21 protein-coding genes and 1 riboswitch are annotated in these 22,847 nt (G+C 74.8%); of the genes, 16 read left to right on the top strand and 5 right to left on the bottom strand.

Annotation, left to right across the window (positions count from 1 at the left end):
• Genes narH through narI form a run of 3 tightly spaced genes read left to right on the top strand, consistent with a single transcriptional unit; the run spans position 1 to position 3,025 of the window.
• Complete coding sequence (gene narH / locus VKA29_RS22620; protein WP_324787767.1) at positions 1–1,524, top strand: nitrate reductase subunit beta; 1,524 nt, start codon at positions 1–3, stop codon at positions 1,522–1,524.
• The gene (gene narJ, locus VKA29_RS22615; RefSeq protein ID WP_324787766.1) at positions 1,521–2,294 is read left to right on the top strand and encodes a nitrate reductase molybdenum cofactor assembly chaperone; all 774 of its coding nucleotides are present in this window, start codon (positions 1,521–1,523) and stop codon (positions 2,292–2,294) included. Before narH ends, narJ begins: the two co-directional genes overlap by 4 nt.
• The gene (gene narI, locus VKA29_RS22610) at positions 2,291–3,025 is read left to right on the top strand and encodes a respiratory nitrate reductase subunit gamma (RefSeq protein ID WP_324787765.1); all 735 of its coding nucleotides are present in this window, start codon (positions 2,291–2,293) and stop codon (positions 3,023–3,025) included. The genes narJ and narI overlap by 4 nt, the downstream gene beginning before the upstream one ends.
• 69 nt (positions 3,026–3,094) lie before the next feature.
• On the opposite strand, the gene VKA29_RS22605 is transcribed toward narI, so the two are convergent.
• Positions 3,095–5,011, bottom strand: coding sequence for a PAS domain S-box protein (locus VKA29_RS22605; protein WP_324787764.1), 1,917 nt, complete (start codon positions 5,009–5,011; stop codon positions 3,095–3,097).
• Positions 5,012–5,313: 302 nt separating this feature from the next.
• On the opposite strand from VKA29_RS22605, the gene VKA29_RS22600 reads away from it, so the two are divergent.
• The 3 genes from VKA29_RS22600 (at position 5,314) to VKA29_RS22590 (ending at position 7,491) form a co-directional block, all read left to right on the top strand.
• Positions 5,314–6,033 (top strand): CBS domain-containing protein, encoded by a 720-nt coding sequence (locus VKA29_RS22600; RefSeq protein WP_324787763.1) that lies wholly within the window; start codon positions 5,314–5,316, stop codon positions 6,031–6,033.
• Between the two features lie 236 nt (positions 6,034–6,269).
• The gene (locus VKA29_RS22595; RefSeq protein ID WP_324787762.1) at positions 6,270–6,866 is read left to right on the top strand and encodes a hypothetical protein; all 597 of its coding nucleotides are present in this window, start codon (positions 6,270–6,272) and stop codon (positions 6,864–6,866) included.
• Positions 6,867–7,092: 226 nt separating this feature from the next.
• Entirely contained in the window at positions 7,093–7,491 is a 399-nt protein-coding gene (locus VKA29_RS22590) for an Hsp20/alpha crystallin family protein (RefSeq protein WP_324787761.1), read from the top strand.
• Between the two features lie 69 nt (positions 7,492–7,560).
• On the opposite strand, the gene VKA29_RS22585 is transcribed toward VKA29_RS22590, so the two are convergent.
• Positions 7,561–8,217: a TrkA family potassium uptake protein gene (locus VKA29_RS22585; RefSeq protein ID WP_324787760.1), complete on the bottom strand. Its 657-nt coding sequence runs from the start codon at positions 8,215–8,217 to the stop codon at positions 7,561–7,563.
• A 191-nt stretch (positions 8,218–8,408) separates the two neighbouring features.
• Here VKA29_RS22585 and VKA29_RS22580 point away from each other — a divergent pair, with 191 nt between their 5' ends.
• The gene (locus tag VKA29_RS22580) at positions 8,409–9,617 is read left to right on the top strand and encodes an RNA-guided endonuclease TnpB family protein (RefSeq protein WP_324787759.1); all 1,209 of its coding nucleotides are present in this window, start codon (positions 8,409–8,411) and stop codon (positions 9,615–9,617) included.
• Between the two features lie 14 nt (positions 9,618–9,631).
• Here the strand turns inward: VKA29_RS22580 and VKA29_RS22575 are convergent, their stop codons facing one another.
• Positions 9,632–10,291 (bottom strand): potassium channel family protein, encoded by a 660-nt coding sequence (locus VKA29_RS22575; protein ID WP_324787758.1) that lies wholly within the window; start codon positions 10,289–10,291, stop codon positions 9,632–9,634.
• On the bottom strand, positions 10,288–13,236 hold the full coding sequence (locus tag VKA29_RS22570; protein WP_324787757.1) for a cation-transporting P-type ATPase: 2,949 nt from the start codon (positions 13,234–13,236) through the stop codon (positions 10,288–10,290). The genes VKA29_RS22575 and VKA29_RS22570 overlap by 4 nt, the downstream gene beginning before the upstream one ends.
• A gap of 155 nt (positions 13,237–13,391) precedes the next feature.
• Positions 13,392–13,534: riboswitch (TPP riboswitch) on the bottom strand.
• 431 nt (positions 13,535–13,965) lie between these two features.
• Between VKA29_RS22570 and VKA29_RS22565 the strand changes: the two genes are divergently transcribed.
• Positions 13,966–14,400: an avidin/streptavidin family protein gene (locus VKA29_RS22565; RefSeq protein ID WP_324787756.1), complete on the top strand. Its 435-nt coding sequence runs from the start codon at positions 13,966–13,968 to the stop codon at positions 14,398–14,400.
• 50 nt (positions 14,401–14,450) lie between these two features.
• The gene (locus VKA29_RS22560) at positions 14,451–15,518 is read left to right on the top strand and encodes a hypothetical protein (protein WP_324787755.1); all 1,068 of its coding nucleotides are present in this window, start codon (positions 14,451–14,453) and stop codon (positions 15,516–15,518) included.
• A 178-nt stretch (positions 15,519–15,696) separates the two neighbouring features.
• On the opposite strand, the gene VKA29_RS22555 is transcribed toward VKA29_RS22560, so the two are convergent.
• Positions 15,697–16,554, bottom strand: a complete 858-nt coding sequence (locus VKA29_RS22555) for a CBS domain-containing protein (protein ID WP_324787754.1) — start codon at positions 16,552–16,554, stop codon at positions 15,697–15,699.
• A gap of 265 nt (positions 16,555–16,819) precedes the next feature.
• On the opposite strand from VKA29_RS22555, the gene VKA29_RS22550 reads away from it, so the two are divergent.
• Genes VKA29_RS22550 through VKA29_RS22520 form a run of 7 tightly spaced genes read left to right on the top strand, consistent with a single transcriptional unit; the run spans position 16,820 to position 22,844 of the window.
• The gene (locus VKA29_RS22550) at positions 16,820–17,329 is read left to right on the top strand and encodes a hypothetical protein (protein ID WP_324787753.1); all 510 of its coding nucleotides are present in this window, start codon (positions 16,820–16,822) and stop codon (positions 17,327–17,329) included.
• Positions 17,302–18,228, top strand: coding sequence for a hypothetical protein (locus VKA29_RS22545; protein ID WP_324787752.1), 927 nt, complete (start codon positions 17,302–17,304; stop codon positions 18,226–18,228). The genes VKA29_RS22550 and VKA29_RS22545 overlap by 28 nt, the downstream gene beginning before the upstream one ends.
• Positions 18,212–19,654, top strand: coding sequence for a V-type ATPase 116kDa subunit family protein (locus VKA29_RS22540; RefSeq protein WP_324787751.1), 1,443 nt, complete (start codon positions 18,212–18,214; stop codon positions 19,652–19,654). The genes VKA29_RS22545 and VKA29_RS22540 overlap by 17 nt, the downstream gene beginning before the upstream one ends.
• A complete protein-coding gene (locus VKA29_RS22535; RefSeq protein ID WP_324787749.1) occupies positions 19,651–20,070 on the top strand; it encodes an ATP synthase subunit C in 420 nt (139 codons plus the stop codon). The genes VKA29_RS22540 and VKA29_RS22535 overlap by 4 nt, the downstream gene beginning before the upstream one ends.
• A gap of 1 nt (position 20,071) precedes the next feature.
• Entirely contained in the window at positions 20,072–20,542 is a 471-nt protein-coding gene (locus tag VKA29_RS22530; RefSeq protein WP_324787748.1) for a hypothetical protein, read from the top strand.
• Positions 20,539–21,096, top strand: coding sequence for a hypothetical protein (locus VKA29_RS22525; protein ID WP_324787747.1), 558 nt, complete (start codon positions 20,539–20,541; stop codon positions 21,094–21,096). Before VKA29_RS22530 ends, VKA29_RS22525 begins: the two co-directional genes overlap by 4 nt.
• Positions 21,084–22,844, top strand: a complete 1,761-nt coding sequence (locus VKA29_RS22520; protein ID WP_324787746.1) for a V-type ATP synthase subunit A — start codon at positions 21,084–21,086, stop codon at positions 22,842–22,844. The genes VKA29_RS22525 and VKA29_RS22520 overlap by 13 nt, the downstream gene beginning before the upstream one ends.
• The last annotated feature ends 3 nt before the right edge of the window (positions 22,845–22,847 follow it).

Genomic DNA, 22,847 nt, shown 5'->3' with positions numbered 1-22,847 from the left:
ATGCGGGTCATGGCCCAGATCGCGATGGTGATGAACCTCGACAAGTGCATCGGCTGCCACACCTGCTCGGTCACCTGCAAGCAGACGTGGACCAACCGCACCGGCGTCGAGTACGCCTGGTTCAACAACGTCGAGACCAAGCCAGGCGTCGGCTACCCGCGCCGCTACGAGGACCAGGAGCAGTGGAAGGGCGGCTGGACGCTCGACAAGCGCGGGCGGCTCGTGCTGCGCTCCGGCGGCCGGGTCAAGCGGCTGCTGTCGCTGTTCGCCAACCCCGACCTGCCCTCCATCGACGACTACTACGAGCCGGTCACCTACGACTACGACAACCTCGTCAACGCGCCCGCCGGGCAGGACATGCCGGTGGCCCGCCCCCGCTCCGTCCTCACCGGCCGGCCCACCGCGATCACCTGGGGCGCCAACTGGGAGGACGGCCTCGGCGGCGCCCCCGAACACGCCGGCGGCGACCCCAACCTGACCGGCGAGTGGGCGGAGAAGGTCCGCTTCGAGTTCGAGCAGACCTTCCTCTTCCACCTGCCCCGCCTGTGCGAGCACTGCCTCAACCCGGCCTGCGTGTCGGCCTGCCCGTCCGGCGCCATGTACAAGCGCGCCGAGGACGGCATCGTCCTGGTCGACCAGGACCGCTGCCGCGGCTGGCGCATGTGCGTGACGGCGTGCCCGTACAAGAAGGTGTACGTCAACCACGCCACCGGCAAGGCCGAGAAGTGCACCTTCTGCTTCCCGCGCATCGAGGCCGGCCAGCCCACCGTCTGCTCCGAGACCTGCGTCGGCCGGCTGCGCTACCTCGGCCTGCTGCTCTACGACGCCGACCGGGTCGGCGAGGCCGCGGCCACGCCCGACGAGCAGGACCTGCTCCAGGCCCAGCGCGAGGTCTTCCTCGACCCGCACGACCCCGAGGTCGCCGCCGCCGCACGCGCTTCCGGCATCCCCGAGGACTGGCTGGACGCGGCCCGCCGCTCCCCGGTGTACGACCTGGTGTGCCGCTACCGGGTGGCGCTGCCGCTGCACCCGGAGTACCGCACCCTGCCGATGGTCTGGTACGTACCGCCGCTGTCCCCGGTCCTGGACGCGGTCGGCGCGGCGGGCGGCGACCAGGACGACCCCGACCACGTCTTCGCCGCCGTCACCCGGCTGCGCATCCCGCTGGAGTACCTCGCGAGCCTGTTCACCGCGGGAGACGCCGAAGTGGTGGCCGGAGTGCTGATGAAGCTCACCGCGCTGCGCTCCCACATGCGCGCCCGGACCCTGGGCGAGGACGCCGACGGCACGGCGCTGGAGGCCGTCGGCCTCACCGCACGCGAGGCCGAGGACCTGCACCGGCTGCTCGCCGTCGCCAAGTACGCCGACCGGTACGTCGTCCCCGCCGCCCACAAGGAGGACGCGGCCGCCCTCAGCGCCATGGAGAACCGCTGCCCGGTGGAGTCCACCGGCCGGCCGTCCGAACGCCGGGTCATGCTCGGCATCCCCACCCTGCGCCGCGCGTCCGACGGAGGACATGCATGAGCCCGCTGCCAGCCACCATCCCGGCGATCGTCCGCACCCGCATCCGCGCGACCACCCGCCGCCGCACCGCGGTGACGCCCGAGGAGGCCGAGCGCCGCGCCCTGCTGCTGCGGCTGCTGTCGCTGCTCCTGCAGTACCCCGACTCCGAACTGACCGCGGGACGAGCCCGGTTGGCGGCCGCCGTGGCCGTGCTGCCGCCGTCCGACGCGACCGCCGAACTCACCGCCTTCACCGACTGGTTCACCGGCCAGGAGCCCGAGGCGCTGGAGCGGCACTACGTCGAGATGTTCGACCTGCGCCGCAGGAGCAGCCTGTACCTGACCTACTACCTGCACGGCGACACCCGCCGCCGCGGCATGGCGCTGCTGGCCCTGGCCCAGCGCTACAAGGCCGCCGGCTGGGACGTCGACGGCGGGGAACTGCCCGACCACCTCCCGGTCGTCCTGGAGTTCGCGGCGCTCGCCGGCCCCGGGCGGGGCGAGGCACCGCTGCGGCAGCACCGGCGCGGGCTGGAACTGATCCAGCACGCCCTGACCGACGCCGACTCGCCCTACCGGCACCTGCTCGCCGCCCTGCGCACGCTGCTGCCGCCGCCCACCGAGGCGGACCTGGCGGCCGTCGCCCGGCTCGCCGCCGAGGGGCCGCCCGCCGAGGAGGTGGGCCTGGACCCGTACGGCTACGGCGCCTTCGCCCCGCCCGGCACCTTCGTCCCGCCCGAGCAGGCCGCGCCGACCCTGGCCGCGCCCGCACGTCAGGAAGACCCGCGATGAACGTCTCCACCTCCGACCTGCTGCTGTGGGTCGCCTTCCCGTACGTCTGCCTCGCCGTGTTCGTGGTCGGGCACGTCTGGCGCTGGCGGCAGGACCAGTTCGGCTGGACCAGCCACACCAGTCAGCTCCTGGAACACCGCTGGCTGCGCTGGGGCGGCCCGCTGTTCCACCTCGGCGCGTTCGCCGTGATCGCCGGGCACGTGGTCGGCCTGGCGGTGCCCGCCTCCTGGACGGAGGCCGTCGGCGTCTCCGAGCACGCCTACCACACCACCGCCGTCTGGCTCGGCTCGGTCGCCGGCGTCGCCATGGTCACCGGCCTGGGCATGCTGTGCGCCCGCCGGCTGCTGACCCGCCGCGTCCGGCTCACCACCGACCGCAGCGACAAGCTGCTGTTCCCGCTGCTGGCCGCCACCGTCCTGCTCGGCATCACCGCGACCGCCGCGCACAACGTCCTCGGCGGCGGCTACGACTACCGGGAGACGGTCTCGGTCTGGTTCCGCGGCGTCTTCGCCCTCCAGCCGCAGCCCGACGCGATCAGCGGTGCCCCGCTGCTGTTCCGGCTGCACGCGCTCACCGCCTGCCTGCTCTTCGCGGCCTGGCCGTTCACCCGGCTCGTCCACGTCTGGAGCGTGCCGCTCGGCTACCTGACGCGCCCCTACCTGGTCTACCGGCGCCGCTCCCGCACGGTCGGGGTGGCCGCGCCCGCCCGCACCCCCGAGAAGGCCCGCTGACCGTCGCGCGGAAAGCCGGGGCACGGCCGGGGAAGCCGGGTCACAGCCGGGGAAGCCGGGGATGCCGGCTCACAGCCGGAGCGTGAACCAGGTCGTCTTGCCCTCGTCGGTGGGCCGTACCCCCCAGTTGTGGGCCAGCGCCCGCACCAGGAGCAGGCCCCGGCCCGACTCCTCGTCCTCGCCGGCGAGGCGCGGCTGGGGCAGGTGCGGGCTGCGGTCGCTGACTTCGACGGTGAGGTCGGTGGCCGTGCGGCGCAGGTGCAGCCCGATGGGGCCCTCCGCGTGCTGCACGGCGTTGGTCAGCGTCTCCGACAGCAGCAGGAGCGCCTCGTCGGCGGCGTCGGCGCAGTCCCACGCGGTGAGCGCCTTGTGGAGGAACACCCGTGCCTCCGGCACGGAGGACGGCAGGGCCGGCAGGTCGGTCGTCATGGCGGCCAGGGGCGCGGCCGGCAGCCTGGCCAGCAGCAGCGTCACGTCGTCGTTGTGGCTCTCCGCGTCGGGCAGCAGACTCGCCAGCACATGGTCGGCCGCGCTCTCCAGGCACGGGGTGCCGCCGGTGAAGTAGTCGTCCAGGACGACGGTGAGTTCACCGACCCGGACCTCTATGTCACTGCCCGGCGTCTCGATCAGGCCGTCGGTGTACAGCACGAGCGTCGCGCCCGGCGGTATCGCCGTGCAGGACTGCTGGAACAGCACGCCGCCCACGCCCAGCGGCGCGTTGACCGGGGCCGGCAGGCCGCGGACCGTCTCGTCGGCGCCCGCGACGAGCACCGGCAGGTGCCCGGCCGAGCAGACCGTCACCGTCCCGGCGTCCGGGGCGATGACCAGGTAGCAGCAGGTGACGAGCTGGTCCGGCACGTCCAGGTCGGCCACGCAGGTGTCCAGGGCCTGCATCAGCTGCCGGGGCTGCATGCCGGTCTTGGCGAGCGCGTGCGCCGCCGAACGCAGCTGCCCCATGACGGCGGCGGCCTCCAGCCCGCGGCCCATGACGTCGCCGATCAGCACCCCGACCCGGTCGGCCCCCAGCGGCACCAGGTCGAACCAGTCGCCGCCCACGCCGGCGCCCTGAGTGGCGGGCCGGTAGCGGCTGGCGGTGGCCAGGCCCGGCAGGGCGGGAGGGGTGCCCATCAGGCTGCGCTGCAGGGTGAGGGCGATGTGCCGCTGCTGCTCGTACAGGGCGGTGAGTTCGGCCTCCGCCTGCTTGCGGTCGCTGATGTCCCGCACGATGGCACACGCCCCGACCACGGTGCCGCCGGCGTCCCGGGTCGGCCACAGGGTGACGTCGACGTCGAGCAGGGCCCCGGTGCGGGTGACCCGCAGCGTCTCGAAGTGCTCGACCTTCTCGCCCTGCCGCAGCCGCTCCAGCAGTACGAAGACCTCTTCGGTCAGCTCGGCCGGGGCGAGTACGGACACATGGCGGCCGATGGCCTCCTCGGCGGTGTAGCCGTACAGGTTCTGCGCGGCCGCGTTCCAGTAGGTGATGTACCCGTCGAGGGTCTTGGCGAGTATCGCGTCCTGCGACGACTCCACCAGCGCCGCGAGTTCGTTGATGCGCGCCTCGGCGGCCTTGCGGTCGCTGACGTCGCGCACGGCCGCGGACACCAGCAGCCCCTCGGCGGTCTCCAGCGGGCTGAGGCTGATCTCCACCGGGAACTCGGTGCCGTCCCTGCGCAGCCCGTGCAGATCCAGTCCGGCCCCCATGGGACGCACCTGGCGATTGGCGGCGTAACCGCCGCGGTGGACGGTGTGCTGGGCGCGGAAGCGGCGCGGGATCAGCAACTCGACCGGACGGCCCAGCAGTTCCCCGCGCGGGTAGCCGAAGAGGGCCTCGGTCTGGGCGTTGACGAGCCGGATGGTCCCGGTGTCGTCGACGATCACCATGGCGTCCGGCGCCGCCTCCAGCAGTCCCCGGAACCTTTCTTCGGCCCCCCGGGGCGTGTCCTCACGGACCGCCGAATCCTGCTCCGCTTCGACGAAGTCGGTCACCTCCGTCTCACCTCCACCCGTCCGACGACCAGGACAGCTCAGCGCCTTCCTGTCACGGACACGCGAGAATGTCGCCTACTGTCCGTTTGCTGTCCTGTCCTGTGCGTGAGGGTTTCGCGGTCGTCCGGTAACCATTCGGCGGTCGTTCCCCCGTCGGTTGCACCGCCGTCCGCGAGAAGTGTCGACGGGATCCCCGGTAGGGGCCACTCGGCCCATGCCCGGCGCGTCCCCGTGGCCCAGCCTGAAGACGGGCGCTCACGCGCACCGCGCCACCCCGCGTCCGAGCCGCGCCGGAGGACACCATGTACGGCACCCCGCACACCGTGAGCGATGTGATGACCCGCACCGTCGTCGCCGTGACGGACGGTGCCCCCTTCAAGGAGATCGTCCGGGCGATGCGCAGTTGGCAGGTCAGCGCCCTTCCCGTGCTGGACGACGCCCACCGTGTGGTGGGCGTCGTCTCCGAGGCCGACCTGTTGCCCAAGGAGGAGTTCCGGGACGAGGACCCCGACGCGCACACCCGGCTGCGCCGCTCGCCCGACCTGGCCAAGGCCGCCGCCCGGACCGCCGGGGAGCTGATGACGGCGCCGGCCGTCACCGCCCGGACCGGCGACACGCTGGCGCAGGCGGCCCGCGCCATGGCGCGGGGCGGCGTCAAACGACTGCCGGTCGTGGACGAGTCCGGTGTGCTGCAGGGCGTCGTCAGCCGTTCCGACCTGCTCAGCGTGTTCCTGCGGAGCGACGAGGACATCGCCCGGGAGGTGCGCCGCGAGGTCGTCGCCACGCTCTTCCCCGGCCAGGTCGAGCGGGTGCGGGTACGGGTCCGCGAGGGCGTCGTACGGCTGACCGGACGGGTCCGGGACACCACGCTGGTGCCCGTCGCCGCGCGCCTGACCCGGGCCGTGGAGGGCGTGGTGGACGTCGACTGCGCGCTGCTGGGCCCGCCCCGCCGGGTGGACCTCGACCCCGACCTCCCCGACGCGCCCCACGCCCCCGGCGAGCGACCGGCACGGCCCGCCTGACCTGACGCTCCGCTGATCCGGGACGCTCCGCCTGGTCCGAGACGCCTCGGGTCCTCACGGTCCTCGCTCCGCCCGCCGGTACCGCTCGGCCCGGGTGCCGGGTCGGGCGGGGCACGAGGCGTGCCCCAACGTCCCGGCGGTCGCCCCGGTCGGCCCCTGACCCGCGGCGGCCGGACGTGAGACGTTGCAAGCAGGGGAGGGGAACCTGACGCGGCACACGCGAAGGGGTGTCTCCCATGAAGAAGGCGCGTCCTACCCGGTCGGCGAAAGTACGGTTCTGGCGCTGGCGGCGGAACCCGCTGCGGCGCCACAGCGACCGCGTGGAGGCCTGGACGGTCCTGGCCGCCTGGTTCCTCGCCCTGCTCGCGGCGCTGTGCGCCGGGCTCGCGGTCGGCGGGTGGGTGACGGACGGCCTGGCGGCGCGCCGGGCGAACACCCACCCCGTGTCGGCGGTCCTCACCGACGACGTCCCCAGCGCGCCGGCCATGACCGGGTACGGCTCCGACGGGACCGTGTGGGCGCGGGTGCGCTGGACCGGCGCCGACGGCGCCACCCGCACGGACCGCGTCAAGGTCGCCCCCGGCGAGCCGGCGGGGACCCGGGTCACCGTCTGGCTCGACCGCACGGGCACCCCGGTCACGCAGCCGCCGGGCGTCACGGAGGCCCGGGTGCAGGCCGCGCTGCTGGGCGTGCCGGCGGCACTGGGCGCCGGAGCCCTCGTGCTCGGCGGCGGGCGGCTGGCGCGCGGCCGGCTGGACCGGCGGCGGTACGAGGAGTGGGCCGCGGAATGGGAGCGGATCGGCCCCCAGTGGAGGAAACGCATGCTCGGCTGACCGGGCCGACGGAGCCGACAGGGCCGACAGGCCGACAGGGCCGACCGGGTCCCGCACTGGGCCGGACGGCCCACGCGTCCGCCGGGCCGCGGTAGGAGCCTGGGAGGGAGTGGGACGACGAAAGCCACGAAAACCACGAACACCACGAACACCACGAAAACCGGAAACCACGAAACGGCGAGGAAGACGAAGAAGGCGAAGAAGGCGAAGAGGAGAGGAGGGAGACATGAGCAGCATGATCGAGCGGCTGCCCGGCTGGTCCACGCTCCCCGACCTGTTCGGCTGGGGCGAGGCGCCGGGCGCGCACGGCATCCGCATCGAGGAGCAGATCAAGGACGGGGCGTACGTGCTGCGGGCGGAGCTGCCGGGCATCGACCCCGGCAAGGAAGTCGAGATCACCGTCGCCGAGGACGTTCTGACGCTGCGGGCCGAGCGGAGCGAGGAGGAGACCGGGAAGCACCACTCGGAGTTCCGCTACGGCACCTTCACCCGGTCCGTCCGGCTGCCGGCCGGCGCCAAGGGCGACGAGGCGACCGCCGAATACAAGGACGGTGTGCTGACCGTCACGGTGCCGGTGCCCGAGAAGGCGGCGGACACCAGGACCATCCCGGTGCGGCACGTCTGAGCGCTGTCCCGCGCTGAGCCGCACCTTTCGCGCGGCCGGTGGCCCACCGGCCGCGCACCCGCGTCCGCCTCACTGGAAGACCGCGTGGACCTCGCTCTCCGTGGCGGTGTGCGAGACGATGAGCAGTTCGTCGCCCTCCCGCAGCCGCAGATCCGGAGCGGGCGCCAGCGGCTCGCCGCCGCGCACCACGGCGGTGACGACGATGCCCGGCGGGACGGCGAGCTCGCCCAGCGTGCGGCCGGCCGCACGGGAGTGCGCGGTGATGGTCGTCTCGATCACGTCGACGCCCGCCTTGCTCAGGCGCAGCAGGGCGACGGTGTCGGTGGCGCTGGTCGCCTCCTCGATCAGCGAGATGAGGGGCGCGGCGCCCGGGACGGCGGTGTCGACGCCCCAGTGCGGGGTGAACATCCAGGCGTTGTCCTCGTCGTTCACCCGGGCGAGCACCCGGGCGACCTTGAACTGGCGTTTCGCCAGGAGGCTGATGACCAGGTTGTCCTCGTCCTCGCCGGTCGTGGCCACGAGGAGGTCGGCGGCGCCCGCACCGGCGTCCTCCAGGACGCCCGGCTCGCAGGCGTCCCCCCAGTACAGCTCGGCGGGCACGTGCCCGCGCAGCGCGGCGACCCGGTCGTCGTCCCGGTCGATCAGCGTGACGCGGTTCTGAGCGGCGCCCAGGACCTGGGCGATCTGGGTGCCGAGGCGGCCCGCCCCGGCGACGATGACGTTCATCGGGGCCTTCCTTCGTGGATACCCCGGCCTTCAGGCCGCGGTGGGGGTACCTCCTGCTTGCCGAGGAGAAGCGAAGCTCCTGCGGAGCAGGGCGAAAAGAGTCGGTTCGCCGTCAGGGCGGACCGGCGTTCACCGCCGAGGCCCCCTGGCCGAAACCCGTCACCCACGCGGGAACTGATAGCGTGTGAGGTGTGAAGCAGCAGGTCAAGCGGGCGTTCAAGTACCGCTTCTACCCCACGGACGGGCAGGCGGCGGAGCTGTCGCGCACGTTCGGCTGCGTCCGTCTCGTGTACAACAAGGCGTTGGAGGAGCGCACGCGGGCCTGGTACGGCGAGCAGCGCCGGATGTCCTACGTGCAGTCCTCCGCCGCGCTGACTGAGTGGAAGAATACCGGGGAGCTGGCCTTCCTGGCGGAGGTGTCCTCCGTCCCGCTCCAGCAGGCGCTGCGCCACCTCCAGGCGGCGTTCACGAACTTCTTCGCCAAGCGTGCGAAGTACCCGCGGTTCAAGAGCCGGAAGAAGTCCCGCGCGTCGGCCGAGTACACCCGCAGCGCCTTCACATGGCGCGACGGGAAGCTGACGCTGGCCAAGATGACCGAGCCCCTGGACGTCCGCTGGTCGCGTCCCCTCCCGCAGGGTGCGCAGCCCACGACGGTGACCGTGTCCCGCGACAGCTCGGATCGTTGGTTCGTCTCGATGCTCTGCGAGGACACCGTCGCCCCGGTCCCCGCCACTGAGGCGGCGGTCGGCATCGACGCCGGGATCACCTCCCTGGTCACCCTGTCCACCGGGGAGAAGATCGCGAACCCGAAGCACGAGCGCCGTGACCGCGCCCGCCTGGCCCGCGCGCAGCGTGAGCTGTCGCGGAAGGCGAAGGGCTCGGCGAACCGTGAGAAAGCCCGGCGTCGCACCGCCGAGATCCACGCGCGGATCGCCGACCGGCGCCGCGACTTCCTGCACAAGCTGACCACTCGTCTCGTCCGTGAGAACCAAACGGTCGTGATTGAGGACCTCACCGTCCGCAACCTGCTGAAGAACGGCAGGCTCGCGCGCGCCATCTCCGACGCGGGCTGGACGGATCTGCGCATGATGCTGGAATACAAGTGCTCCTGGTATGGGCGCGAACTCGTTGTGATCGACCGCTGGTTCCCCAGCTCCAAGCTGTGCGGTGCCTGCGGCACGGTCCGCGGGAAACTGCCGCTGAACGTCCGCGAGTGGACATGCGACTGCGGCATCGTGCACGATCGCGACGTGAACGCGGCACGCAACATCCTGGCCGCCGGGCCGGCGGCGTCTGCCTGTGGAGACGGTGTAAGACCTCAACGGGAGTCCTCCCGGACGGGGCGGTCGTCGGTGAAGCAGGAACCCCAGCGGGCGACCGCTGGACTCCCCCGCCATTAGGCGAGGGAAGGAAGTCAAGTGCCCAGCTCCTTGTCCAGGAAGCCGCGCAGCCGGCCCAGGGCGTCGGCGGCGACGGCGAACGTGACGAGATCGTCGGCCTCGGCCGGGGTGTGGTGCGTAGGCAGGAACGACCGGCCGCCGCGGGTCACCTCCACGACCCGGATCTCGCCGTCGACCTCCAGCTCGCCCAGGTGCCGGCCGGTGAGATAGGCGGGCAACCGGGAGCGCAGCAGCAGCGTCTCGCCGTTGCCGAAGTCGAGTTCCGGGGTGAGGTGGCGGTGCAGCAGCATCTGGTGCAGCTGGTGCACGGTCCAGCGCACGCTGGCGATCGTCGGGATGCCCAGGTCGCGGTAGATGTCGGCGCGCCGGGGGTCGTAGATGCGGGCCAGCACGATCGGCACCCGGTAGGTCTCCTTCGCGGTGCGGGCGCTGACGATGTTGGTGTTGTCGCCGGAGGTCACCGCCACGAACGCGTCGGCCAGCTCGATGCCGGCCGCCTCCAGCACGGTGCGGCTGAAGCCGTTGCCGGGCAGGAACCGACCGGAGAACCCGGCGGGCAGGTGACGCCGCGTCTTCGGCTCGCGGTCGATCACCCGTACGTCGTGGCCCTCGTTGACCAGTTGGGCGGCGAGCGCGGAACCGACCCGGCCGCAGCCCACCACGATGACCCTCATGGCGTCTCCTCCTTCTCGTTCCCGGCGGCCTTCCCGACGGATGTCCCGGCGGCGTTCCCGGCGGCCTTCCCGACGGATGTCCCGGCGGCGTTCCCGGTGGCCTTCCCGACGGATGTCCCGGCGGCGTTCCCGGCGGATGCCCCGGCGGGGGCGGGGGTGCGGCGCACCCACCACTTGCGGACCTCCTCCGCGGTCAGCAGCAGCACGCCGAAGCCGGCCAGGACGGCCCAGTCGGCGAGCGCGAGGGGCGCGGTGTGGAACACGTCCTGCAGCCAGGGCGTGTAGCTGATGGCGGCCATCAGCAGGATGCCGAAGCAGCCGGCCGCGATCAGCCGGGGATTGGAGAACAGCCCCACCGTGAACACGCTCTGCCGGTCCGTCCGCACGGCCAGCGAGTTGAAGAACTGGCTGACCACGATCGCGGCCTGGGTGAGCGTGATCGCCTTACGGTAGGCGGGATCGCCGCTGGTGAAGTCCGCGAACGGGATGCCGGCGGAGTGCACCTGCCAGAAGAAGACCGTGCACACCCCGATGGACTGCACGAGCCCCAGGAACACGAACCGGCGCACCAGCTCGGCGGAGAACAGCCGCTCGCGGCGGGAGCGGGGCGGGCGGTCCATGGTGTCCGGCTCGGGCGGCTCCGCGCCCAGCGCCAGGGCCGGCAGTACGTCGGAGCCGAGGTCGATGGCGAGGATCTGGATCGCGGTCAGCGGAACCAGGGGGAACCCGGCGAAGGCGGCGGCCAGGATCGGGGCGAGTTCGGCCAGGTTGTGGCTGAAGAGGTAGGCGAGGAACTTGCGGATGTTGCGGTAGACCGACCGGCCCAGCTCGACGGCCGCGGTGATGGAGGCGAACGAGTCGTCCAGCAGCACCATCTCCGAGGCCTCCCGGGCCACGTCGGTGCCGGTGGCGCCCATCGCGACGCCGATGTCGGCGTGCTTGAGCGCGGGCGCGTCGTTGGCGCCGTCCCCGGTGACGGCGACGACCTCGCCGCGTGCCTGCAGGGCGGCGACGACGCGCATCTTGTGCTCCGGGCTGACCCGGCACAGCAGCAGCTGACCTGACCCGGCGAGCAGTCCGTCCAGCGCGTCCGCGTCCATGGCGTCCAGCCGGGAGCCGGTCACCACCGTGGGGGAGGGGTCGGTGACGATGCCGACGCGGCGGGCGATCGCCTCCGCCGTCAGCGGGTGGTCCCCGGTCAGCATCACGATGCGGATGCCGGCCCGGTGGCAGGCCCGCACCGCCTCCGACACCTCGGGCCGGGGCGGGTCGAGCATGCCGATCAGGCCCAGGAACGTCAGCCCCGCCTCGGCCTCCTCCGCCCTGTCCGGCACCGCGTCGACCGGGCGCACCGCGACGCCCAGCACCCGCAGTCCCCGCCCGGCCATCTCGTCGTCGGCGGCGACGACCGCGTCCCGCAGCGGTCCGGTGAGCTCCTCGTCGCCTCCCGCGCGGCGCACCCGGTCGCACCGGGCGAGGAGTTCCTGCGGGGCGCCCTTGACGCACAGCAGGCCGCCCCGTGAGGTGCGGTGGGCGGTGCTCATCAGCTTGCGCACGGGGTCGAAGGGGAACTCCCCGATCCGCGGGGCCGCCTCCTTCTCCGCCGCCGTGTCCAGCCCCGCCTTGGCCGCCGCGACGAGGATCGCGCCCTCCGTGGTGTCGCCGAGCACCCGCCAGCCCTCGGACCGCTCGGGCGGCACCAGCCTGGCGTCGGTGCACAGCGCCCCCGCGCGCAGCAGCGCGCGCACCCCGTCGGCACCGGCGACCTCGCCGGCCGGGGCGTAGCCGACCCCGGAGACCGTGTGCGACGCCCCGTCGCTCCACAACTGCGTCACGGTCATCTCGGCCTGGGTGAGCGTGCCGGTCTTGTCGGTGCAGATGACGGTGGTGGAGCCCAGCGCCTCCACCGCCAGCAGCCTCTTGACCAGCGCCTGACGGCGGGCCATCCGCCGCACGCCGATGGCCAGCGACACCGACAGCGTCGCGGGCAGCCCCTCGGGCACCAGCGCGACCATGACCCCGAGGGCGAACACGAACGCCGACACCAGCGGCTGCCCCGTCTGCAGGCGCAGGGCGAACACGCCCGCGCCGATCGCGACGGCCAGCGCCGCCACGCGCCGGGCCATCACCGCCACCTCGCGCTGCAACGGCGTCTTCTGCTGCGGCGCCTCGTCGGTGAGGCGGTAGATCCTGCCGAACTCCGTCGCCGCGCCGGAGGCGTACACGACGGCCTTGCCGGAGCCGGACACCACCGTGGTGCCCATGAAGACGCAGTTGCGGGAATCCAGCGCGGTGTCCGCGGCCGTCTGCTCGCTCACCCGGCCGACGGCCGAGCTCTCCCCGGTCAGCGGAGCGTTGTTCACCGACAGGCCGTGGGCCTCGACGACCCGGCAGTCCGCGGACACCGCGTCCCCGGCCTCCAGGGCCACCACGTCGCCGGGCACCAGCGCCCCCGACGGCAGCTCCAGCCGCTCCCCGTCCCGCAGCACCCGGCACGTGTGCGGCACCATGGCCTGCAGCGTCTGGGCGGTGCGCTCGGCCGAGTACTCCTGCACGAAGCCGATCACCGCGTTCAGCAGCACCACGCCCAGGATCGCGAAGGCCAGCTGCAGGTTCCCGACGTCGCGCGGATCCTGCAGCGCGTAGGCGAGGAACGTCAGCCCCGACGCGACGATCAGGACGACCGCGAACAGATCGGTGAACTGGGCGGCGAAGCGCCGCCACATCCCCTTGCGGCGGGGCCGCGGCAGCTGGTTGGGGCCGTAGTACCCCAGGCGGGCCCCGGCCTCCGCGCCGGACAGGCCGCGGACCGAGGTGCCGTACGCGCCGAACACCTCGTCCGGACGCAGCCGCTGGACCGGCGCCGACGATCCGTCGGGCCGCGGCACGGACGCCCCGGGGCGGGGGTGACCGGCCGGAAAGCTCGCGGTGAGATGACTCGGCACCGTACCCCCTGGCTGGACGGCAACTCTCCGTCCCACCTTGGACCGGCGAAGATCGTGTCGCCAGGGGCCACCCGGCCCACGCCCGGGGTCGGGCAGCCCCGGCGGGCCCGGACACGCGAAAACCCCCTGGAGACGACGCTCCCGGGGGCACGGACGAACCTGCGAGGTGGGCTCCCTTCGCCGGCATGGTCCGGATCAGGTTGTGGAGGTCGCCGTCCGGTCTCTCGACCATCCGGCCTCTCAGCCCACCCGTCTGCGGCGTCCTCCGACAGGGGCGGTGACTCCCTCGCCGGGAACTGCCGTTGCGGGCGGACTCCCTCGCTCGCCCCGCAGGCTCATTCCAGCCTATGCCCGCGCGAGTGCGGCAACAGGGCCGTCCGGGCCGACGGGGGTGGGCCGTTCGGCCCTGCTTCCGGCGACGGGTGGGCCGTTCGGCCCTGCCGCCGCCGGAAGGGGACCACTACGGCCGGCGCGAGCGGTACGACGACACTCCGAGGCGGCCGCCGGGTCCCGCCGGACGCCGGGTCCCGCCGCCCGGCGGTGTGGGGCCGGGCAGGACTCCAGGTCACCCCCGCCCGGGCCCGGGCCCGGGGACGTTCGGCCCAGTGCACGGGGGTGCGCGCGGGGCGAACGATCGAAGCAGGAGCCGAGCACGGGCCGGAAGCCCGGTGGGCTCCCGGCCCGACCAGGGCGGCGACAGCCGTGCGCCGACAGGAGTAGGAGCGAGCGATGAGCATCAGCGGTGACTGGTACAACGAGGTCGGCTCGCACATGAGGATCACGGTCGACCCCGTCGGAGGAATCAGGGGGACCTACATGTCGGCCACCGGCCACGCCGCGGGTGCCTACCCGCTCGTCGGCCGCTACGACACGGCCGACTTCCCCGACCACGGCACCACCCTCGGCTGGACGGTGGCCTGGCACAACGAGCGCAGCGACGCCGCGTCGGTGACCAGCTGGAGCGGTCAGTACCACAAGGAGGGCGGAGAGCGGATCTGCGCCACCTGGCTGCTCACCGCGTCCGCCAACCCGGCGAACACCTGGGAGGCCACGGCCGTCGGGCAGGACGTCTTCACGCGTGAACGGCCGTCCCCCGAGCAGATCGCCGACCATGCCCGGCAGAACCGGACCGCCTCCCACCCGCACCACGCCGGGCAGCGGTAGCCCGGTCGAGCCATGAGTGCGCGCCGGACGCGCAGGTGGGGAGGCAGACGATGGCGAGGATCCCGCCCGACGCGGAGCTGAACGCCCGGCTGGCCCGCTGGGTGGCGGAGGGACTGCTCGACGCGGGCCAGGCCGAACGGATCGAGGCCGCCGAACGGGCCCGCGCGGCAGCGGACGCCGAGCAGGGCACCGTGGCCCGGGCTCGTACGGATCAGGCCGGTGCGGCTCAGGCTCCCGCGGCCCAGGCCGGGGGTGCGGCCCAGGCTCCTGCGGCCGGACCGCACCCGGCCGGCCGGGTGCCGCTGGTGGTCGAGGCGCTGGGCTACCTGGGGGCGGCGATGGCGGTCGTCGCCGGGTTCCTGGCGGCGGACCGGCTGTGGCCCGACATCCCCATGGGCGCGCAGCTCGCCCTCGCGGCGGTGGCCGCCGTCGTCCTGGGCGTCGCCGGTGCCCTGCTGCGCGATGCGGCCGAACCGGCGTTCGTGCGGCTGCGCGGTGTGCTGTGGCTGGCGTCCACCGGCTCGGTGGCCGCCTTCGCGGGCGTGCTCGCCGCCCGTGCCGGAGCGTTCTCCCCGCAGGTCACGGCGCTGACCGCCGCCGGTGCCGCGACGGCGTACGGCATCGTGCCGTGGCTTGTGAGGCCCGCACCGCTGCAGCAGCTGGCGGTGTTCGCGGGCGCCGCCGTCACGCTCGCCGCGGGCATCGAATGCCTCGGCGACGACGTGCCGTTGTGGGCTCCGGGGGCCGGTGTCTGGCTGTTGTCCGCGCTGTGGGGCGCCGCCGCGCACCGCGGCCATGTCCTTCCGCGGGAGACCGGGTACCTCGCCGCCGCGCTCGGTCTGCTGGTCGGCGCGCAGCTGACCATGGACCTCGCCGCCGGTCACCTCCTCGCTCTGGCCACCGCCGGCGCCCTGCTCGCCCTGGGCGTGGCCCTGCGCAAGGTCTGGGCGCTGCTGCTCGGCGCCTTCGCGACCCTGCAGACGGTGCCGCAGACGGCGGAACGCTACCTTCCGGGATCGCTCGCGGCACCGCTGTCGATCCTCGTCGTCGGCGCGGTCCTGCTGGTCCTCGCCCTGCTGCTGGCACGCTGGTCCAGCAGGACGGGAACGCCCCGCTGATCGAAGCGGATCGAAGCGGATCGAAGCTGATCGGGCAGGTCCAGGGACACCCCGGCCACCCCGCGCGCCCGCCGGCCCACGCCGTCCCCGCCCGCTGTTCCCCCGTCGCCCGCGCACGGCCCCGTCCCCCGGTCGTCACCTGGTACGACCGGGGGACGGGGCCGCGCGTCCCGGCTGCTCACACGGCGATCAGGTGGTCCACCACCTCCACCACGTCCGGTATCCCCGCCACCGCCTCCGTCAGCCGCGGGACCGCCTCCGCGTCCAGCGAGCCGCTCAGTGTCACCGTGCCGTTGCGGACCTGCACGTCCACCCGCGCCGGGTCGATCCCCAGCTCCTCCTTCATGATCTTGGAGACGACCTCCTCCCGGACCGCCGCGTCCTCCCGCACCAGGGCGTGCAGCAGTTCGCTGCGGCTGACGACGCCGACGAGCGTGCCCTTGTGGTCCGTGACGTAGATCTGCCGGATCCGGGAGTGCGCGGCCGTACGGGCCGCTTCGAGCACATGGGTCCACGGGTGGACGGTGAGCGCCGGTGCCGTCATCAGCGTGGCTGCCGTCCCGCCGTCGCCCCCGGGGGCCTGACGCCGGCCGAACAGCCGCTCGAACGTGCCGGGCCGTTCGTCCGACGCGAGGGACGCGGCCCGCGCGAGCAGATCGGACTCCGCGATCACCCCGATGACGCGCTGGTCGGCGTCCACCACGGGCGCCGCGCCGACCTGCTCACGGGCCAGCAGCCGGGCGACCTCCAGGAAGGGCGTGTCCGCGGAGATCCCCGCGACGGTCCGCCGCATCACGTGCCGCACCTGGAGCTCCGGCACGGGGATCGCGTGCGCCGCGGGCGGTACGGCCGCCCGTGCGGCGGTGGTGGCCGGCTCCCGCGCCGCGGCCTCCGCCGACTGCGAGGCCATGGCCTGCAGGTAACGCACCATCAGGTCCTGGCGGAACTCCTCCGCCGGTTTCGGGGCCAGGCCCGGGACCGCACGACGGGCCTCGGCCGACGTCGTACCGGCTTCCCGCGCGTTTCGGTCATCCATGGCAACCTCCGGCCGTACGCAGGGGCGAGAGTCCTCCGAGGCCACCTTCCCGCCGCGGTGGCCGCGGCCACAGGGGCCGCACGGCCCCTTGCCCAGGTCAACCGGCCCCTGTGGACACCTCGCGTCACCTCCGTACCGTGGAAAGCGAGGACATTCCGGAACGGTCTTGCCGGAACAGTCCTCCAGAACAGTCCGAGGACAAGGAGACTTTCGAGGGCAAGAGGGCAAGAGGGCGAGCGGTCATCGAGCGGGCCGGGAGGTGCTCATGCCGGACTTCCGCGCGTTCCTCGCGCGTTTCCGGCCGGCCGGTTCACCCGGTCCGGCGGCCGGCGGGGCCGTTCCCGCCGACCGGTCCGCCGAACTCGCGGCCGAACTGCGGGCGCCGCTCGCCGCGACCGACGCCGCCGCCGCCGAGGCCGCCGCGATCCGCGAGGCCGCCGCCCGCGAGGCCGCTCGCCGCCGCCGTGCCGCCGCCGAGCGCGCCGGACGCATCGTGCGCTCGGCCCGGGAGCGGGCCCTCGACGTACGCCACGAGACCGCGGCGCGCCTCCGCCAGGAGGCCGCCGCCGAGGCCGCCCGCGCGGACGCCGCCGCCGAACGAGCCGTGGCGGACCTGCGGCAACGGGCACGCGCCCGCACGCCGGACCTGGCGGCGCGGCTGGTGTCCCGGGCGACGGACGAACTGACCGGAGCGCCGCACACCGACGACGCCGGGGAACGGCCCGGAACACCACACCGGGAGACGCCATGGGCGCAGGGTGGGTCGCGGGAGTGACCCGGGCCGAAGCCATGGCCGCCGGGCGGGCCGGACCCGACACGGCACGGCGCCTGGCGACCGCGCCGAGCCTGTCCGACGCGCTGCGCGAACTCGCCGGCACCTGCTACCGGCGCGGACTCGACGTGACGGCCGGCGCGGCCGACGCACAGCGTGCCGTGTCGGAGGCCCTGGTGTGGCAACTGCGGGTGCTCGCCGGATGGCAGCCGCGGCCCGGCACCGTCGCCGTACGCCTGCTGGCCTCCGCCTTCGAGATCGAGAACACCCACCACCACCTGCGCGCCCTGTCCGGCGCGCCGCGTCGCGCCCCCTACCGGCTGGGCGCGCTGTCGACCGCGTGGCCGCGGCTGTCGCGGACCACCTCCCCGGCCGGGCTGCGCGCCGTGCTGGCCACCTCCGCCTGGGGCGATCCCGGGGCCGAGTCACCGGCCGCCGTCGTCACCGGCATGCGGCTGTCGGCGGCCGCCCGGACCGCCGCGAACGTGCCGCAGGCCGCGCGCTGGGCGGCGGGCCGGGCCGCGCTGCTGGTGGCCCGCGAGGTCCGTCTCACCGGCCTGCGGCTGACCGGACCCGCCGGGCGGCGCGCCGCGTCGCTGCTCGGACCGGCCGCCCTGCGCGCGCCGTCGTTCACCGGCTTCCGCGACCGGCTCGCGCCCCCGGCCCGCTGGGCCCTGGCGGACGTCGAACGGCCGGAGGACCTGTGGCGGGCCGAGGCCCGCTGGTGGCACGCGGTCGAGGGGGAGGCGCTGGGAATGCTGCGCCGGGCACGGCTCGACGCCTCACCCGTCGTGGCCGCGGCCGCCGTACTGGGCGTCGACGCCTGGCGGGTCCGCGCCGGCCTGGAGTGCGCCGCCCAGGGCGGCCGGGCGCTGGAGGCGTTCGATGAGCTCGTGGGCTGACTCCCTGACCCCGGCCCGCATGCGGCGGGTGGCCGTCGTCGCCCCCCGCGCGGCGCTGCGCGACACCCTGGTGCGGGTCGCCGACGCGGGCTGCGTCGAACTGGACCACGCCGACGACGCCGACCGCGGCGCCCCCGGTCCCGCGGCCCGCCGGCTCCAGGCACTGGGCGCCCGGCCCGCCCGGCCGCTGCTGTCCGCCACCGAGCCCGACCTCGACGCGCTGCGGCGTCAGGGCCGGGCCGACCTGCTGGCCGGCGAGGCGGAACTGGAGACCCACCGGCAGGCGGCCGTGCTCCACGGCGACGTGGCCGCGCTGGCCGGCTGGTGCCCCGCCGCCGACCTGCCCCGGCTCACCGGTCTGCTCGCGGACGTCGGAGGCGCCGTGGTGCCGCTGCGGCCGCCGCGCGGAACCGATCCGCCGACCCGGCTGGCCGAGCACGGCACGGTGCGGCGCTCCCTGCTGCCGCTGGTGCGCACCTACGGAACCGTCCCCTACGCCGACGTCGACCCCACCCTCCCCGCCGGGATCGCCTACGTCGTCATGTTCGGGATGATGTTCGGCGACGCCGGCCACGGACTCCTGCTGCTCCTCGGCGCGCTGCTGCTGCGCTCCGGCCGCGTCCGCCGCCTGGCGCCCCTGCGGAAGGTCTGGCCCTTCCTGGCCGGTGCCGGGGTCACCAGCATCCTGGCCGGCATCGCCTACGGGGAGTTCTTCGGCCCCACCGGTGTACTGCCGGTGCTGTGGCTGAACCCGATGGACCAGCCGCTGCGCCTGCTGGTCGGCGCGATCGCCCTCGGCGCGGTCCTGCTCGCCCTCGCCTACGCGGCGGGCATCGTCAACCGGTGGCGCGAGGGCGGTCCGGGCCGCGCCCTGTACGCCTCCTCCGGCATCGCCGGCGCCGCCGTCTTCCTCGGCCTCGGCGGCCTCGCGGGCGGTGCCGCGCTGCACACGCCCGCGCTCCTGACGGCGGGCGCGCTGCTCGCCGTGACCGGACTGGCGCTGGCCGGCACCGGTCTGTTCACGGCGTCCTCGGGCGGCGCCGCGGGCGCCCTGCAGACCGGCGTCCAACTGTTCGACGTGGTGATCCGCATCGGCTCGAACACCGTCTCCTTCGCCCGGCTCGCCGCCTTCGGGCTGACCCACGCCGCGCTCGGCGCCATGGTCTGGCAGGGCACCACGGCGCTCGCGGGCGCCGGGCCCGCGGCGTTCGTCGCGGCGGCCGTCGTCTTCCTGGCCGGCAACGCGCTCGCCTTCGCGCTGGAGGCGCTGGTGGCCGGCGTCCAGGCCCTGCGCCTGGAATTCTACGAGCTGTTCTCCCGCGTCTTCGAGACCGAGGGACGGCCGTTCCGGCCCTGGCACGTACCCACGCGGACCGCCGGGCACGAGGACGTGCCCGCACCGCACAGCACGGAGGTGACGACATGATCGCTTGGCTGATCGCACTGCCGGCGCTCGTCGGGGCGTTCGCCGTGACGCACCGGCTGCTGCGCCGCCGCGGCAAGGCCGTGCTGCGGTCCGTCCTGGCGGCGGACGCGGTCCTGTTCGCGGGAGCCCTGGCGCTGCTGGTGGTCGGGCTGAGCGGCGGCTCGGCGCACGCGGACGCGGCGACGGCGGCGCAGAGTTCCGGCTCCGGCTCGGCGGCCCTCATCGGAGCCGCCATCGCGGTCGCCGGGGCCTCGATCGGCGCGGCCGTCGCCGTCGCGTACACCGGCGCCGCGGCGCTGGCCGCGCTGAGCGAACGCCCCGAACTGTTCGGCCGCGCCATGGTGATCGTCGGCCTCGCCGAGGGCATCGCCATCTACGGCCTGGTCGTCGCCATCCTCCTGATCGGAAAATCCTGACATGCCCGCCGACAACGACGCCCTGACCGGGGGCGACCTGCCGTGGCGAGCCCCGGCCACGCCCCGGCCCGGTGACGGCGCGACCTCGCGCGGAGGCGGCGAGGAGCCGGACGCGCCAGGCGTCGCCGACGCCGCGGACCGGTACGCCGTCGCCGGGGACCGGTACGCCGACGCCGACCGGGGCGGTGAAGCGGAGCCGGAGGTGTCCGTCGCCGGGATGCCGGGGCCGTCGGGCGGCCGGCGGGGCGGGCGGTCGCGGATCGCGGCGATCGGGGAGCGGGTGCGGGTCGCGGGGCTGACGGCGGCCGGCGTCGACGTGTACGCCGCGGAGGACCCGCCGGCGGTGCGCGCCGCCCGGGAAAGGATCCCGGCGGACGTGGGGATGCTGATCATGACGCCCGCCGCGGCCGCCGCGCTCGGCCCGGAACCGTTCGACGACACCGGACCGCTCACCGCGGTGATGCCGTCATGAGCGCCGCCACGAGGCCCACGAAGCCGACGAAGCCCACGCTTCCCGCCCGGGCCGACGCGGCCCTCGCACCGGTGCGCGACCGCCTGCTGCGGGACGCCCGCGCCGAGGCCGAGGCCCTGCTGGCGGCGGCCGACGCGGACGCCGCCGCCGCGCTCCGCGACGCCGAGGCCCGGGCCGCGGAGATCCTGGCCGAGGCCCGGCGGCAGGGCGCGGCCGACGCCGAGAGCGTCCGCGCCGCCGCCCGCGTCCGCGCCCGCAGGACCGCCCGGGCACGGGAGCTCGCCGCCCGCCGCGAGTGCTGGGAGGAACTGGGCCGGCAGGTCGTCCGGGGCGTCGGGGAACTGCGCGGCACCGACGCCTACCCGCGGCTGCGGGAACGGCTGACCGCCTACGTACGGCAGGCCCTGGGGCCGGACGCCGTCGTGACGGAGGCCCCCGGAGGCGGCGTGACCGGCGAGGCCCCGGGGCGCCGCATCGACTGCAGCCTGGCCGCGCTGGCCCACCGGGCACTGGAGCGGACGGGCGTGGAGGCGGAGCGGCTGTGGGCCCCCTGACCGGCACCCCGACCCGCACCGCGTACGGCACCGGCCGCGTGCTGCGGGTCAACGGTCCCCTGGTCGAGGCCGAGGGCGTGGCCGGCACCGCCATGCACGACCTGGTCGAGCTGGGCGAGGCCCGGCTGCCCGGGGAGGTCGTCGCCATCCGCGACACCGTCGTCACCGTCCAGGCGTACGAGTACACCGGCGGCCTCGCGCCCGGGATGCCGGTCCGCCCGCTGGGCAGGCCGCTGTCGGCGGCCCTCGGCCCCGGCCTGCTCGGCGGCGTCTTCGACGGACTGCTGCGCCCGCTGGCGGACGCGGGCCCCTGGCTGGAGCCGGGCGCCGCCCATCGCCGCTCCGGCGGGCCGGCGCGGCGGTGGGAGTACGTTCCCCTGGCCGCGGAGGGCGACGCGGTCGCCCCCGGCGACATCCTCGGTGAGATCCGCGACGCGGGACCGGTGCCGGTGCGGGTGCTCGTGCCGCCCGGCTGCGCGGGACCGGTGGCACGGCCCGCCGAGGCGGGCCGCCACCCCGAGGACGCGGTCGTCGCCACCGTCGCGGGCACCGACGTCCGGATGACCACCCACTGGCCCGTCCGCACGCCCCGCCCGGTCCGCGCACGCCGGGACGCCGGCCGCGCCCTGCACACCGGCCAGCGGGTCATCGACCTGCTCTTCCCGGTCGCGCTCGGCAGCACCGTCGCCGTCCCGGGCGGCTTCGGCACCGGCAAGACGGTGCTGCTGCAGCAGATCGCCAAGTGGTGCGACGCCGACGTGATCGTCTACGTCGGCTGCGGCGAGCGCGGCAACGAGATGGCCGACGTCATCGAGGAGTTCGGCGCGCTCACCGACCCGCGTACCGGAGGCCGGCTCGCCGACCGGACGGTCATCGTGGCCAACACCTCCAACATGCCGATGATGGCGCGGGAGGCCAGCGTCCACACCGGCGTCACGGTCGCCGAGTACTTCCGCGACATGGGCCTGGACGTGGTCGTCATCGCCGACTCCACCTCACGGTGGGCGGAGGCGCTGCGCGAGTTCGCCTCCCGCACCGGCGCCCTGCCCGCAGAGGAGGGCTACCCGGCGGGCCTCGCCTCGGCCATCGCGGCGTTCTACGAGCGCGCCGGGGCCGTCACCACCCTCGGCGGCCGCCCCGGCTCGGTCACCGTGATCGGCGCGGTGTCCCCGCCCGGCGGCGACATGGCGGAGCCGGTCACCGCCCACACCCAGCGCTTCGTGCGCTGCCTGTGGACCCTCGACCGCGACCTCGCCTACGCACGGCACTACCCGGCCGTCTCCTGGGCCGAGTCCTTCTCCCGCGACGCCGCCACCGTCGGCGCCCACCACGCCGGCACCGACGACCCGGACTGGCCCGCGCGCCGGGCCCGCGTCGCCGAGGTGCTCGCCGAGGCCGACCGGCTCGCCGATCTCGTCGACCTGGTCGGCATCACGGCCCTGCCCGCCCAGGAACGCGTCAGCGTCCTGGCCGGACGGCTCGTCCGGGAGGGGGTGCTCCAGCAGAGCGCCCTGTCCGCGCGGGACGCGTACAGCGGCCCGGAGAAGACGGCCGCGCTCGCCGAGGCCGTACTGGCGGTGATCGCGCGTTGCCGCGAGCTGGCCGACGCGGGGGTGCCGCCGGCCCGTATCGAGGAGGTCGACTTCTCGCCCGTGCTGCGCGCCCGCGAGGAGGCCGGCCCGCAGGACGCGGCGAAGGCGGGCGAGCTCGGCAGGGCCATGCTCGCCCGGCTGGCGGAGGTGTCGTGAGCG

The organism is Streptomyces sp. H51, from assembly GCF_035656535.1.
Classification (GTDB): domain Bacteria; phylum Actinomycetota; class Actinomycetes; order Streptomycetales; family Streptomycetaceae; genus Streptomyces.
Note: the sequence above shows the minus strand (reverse complement) of the source record. Positions and strands in the feature narration are given on the sequence as shown.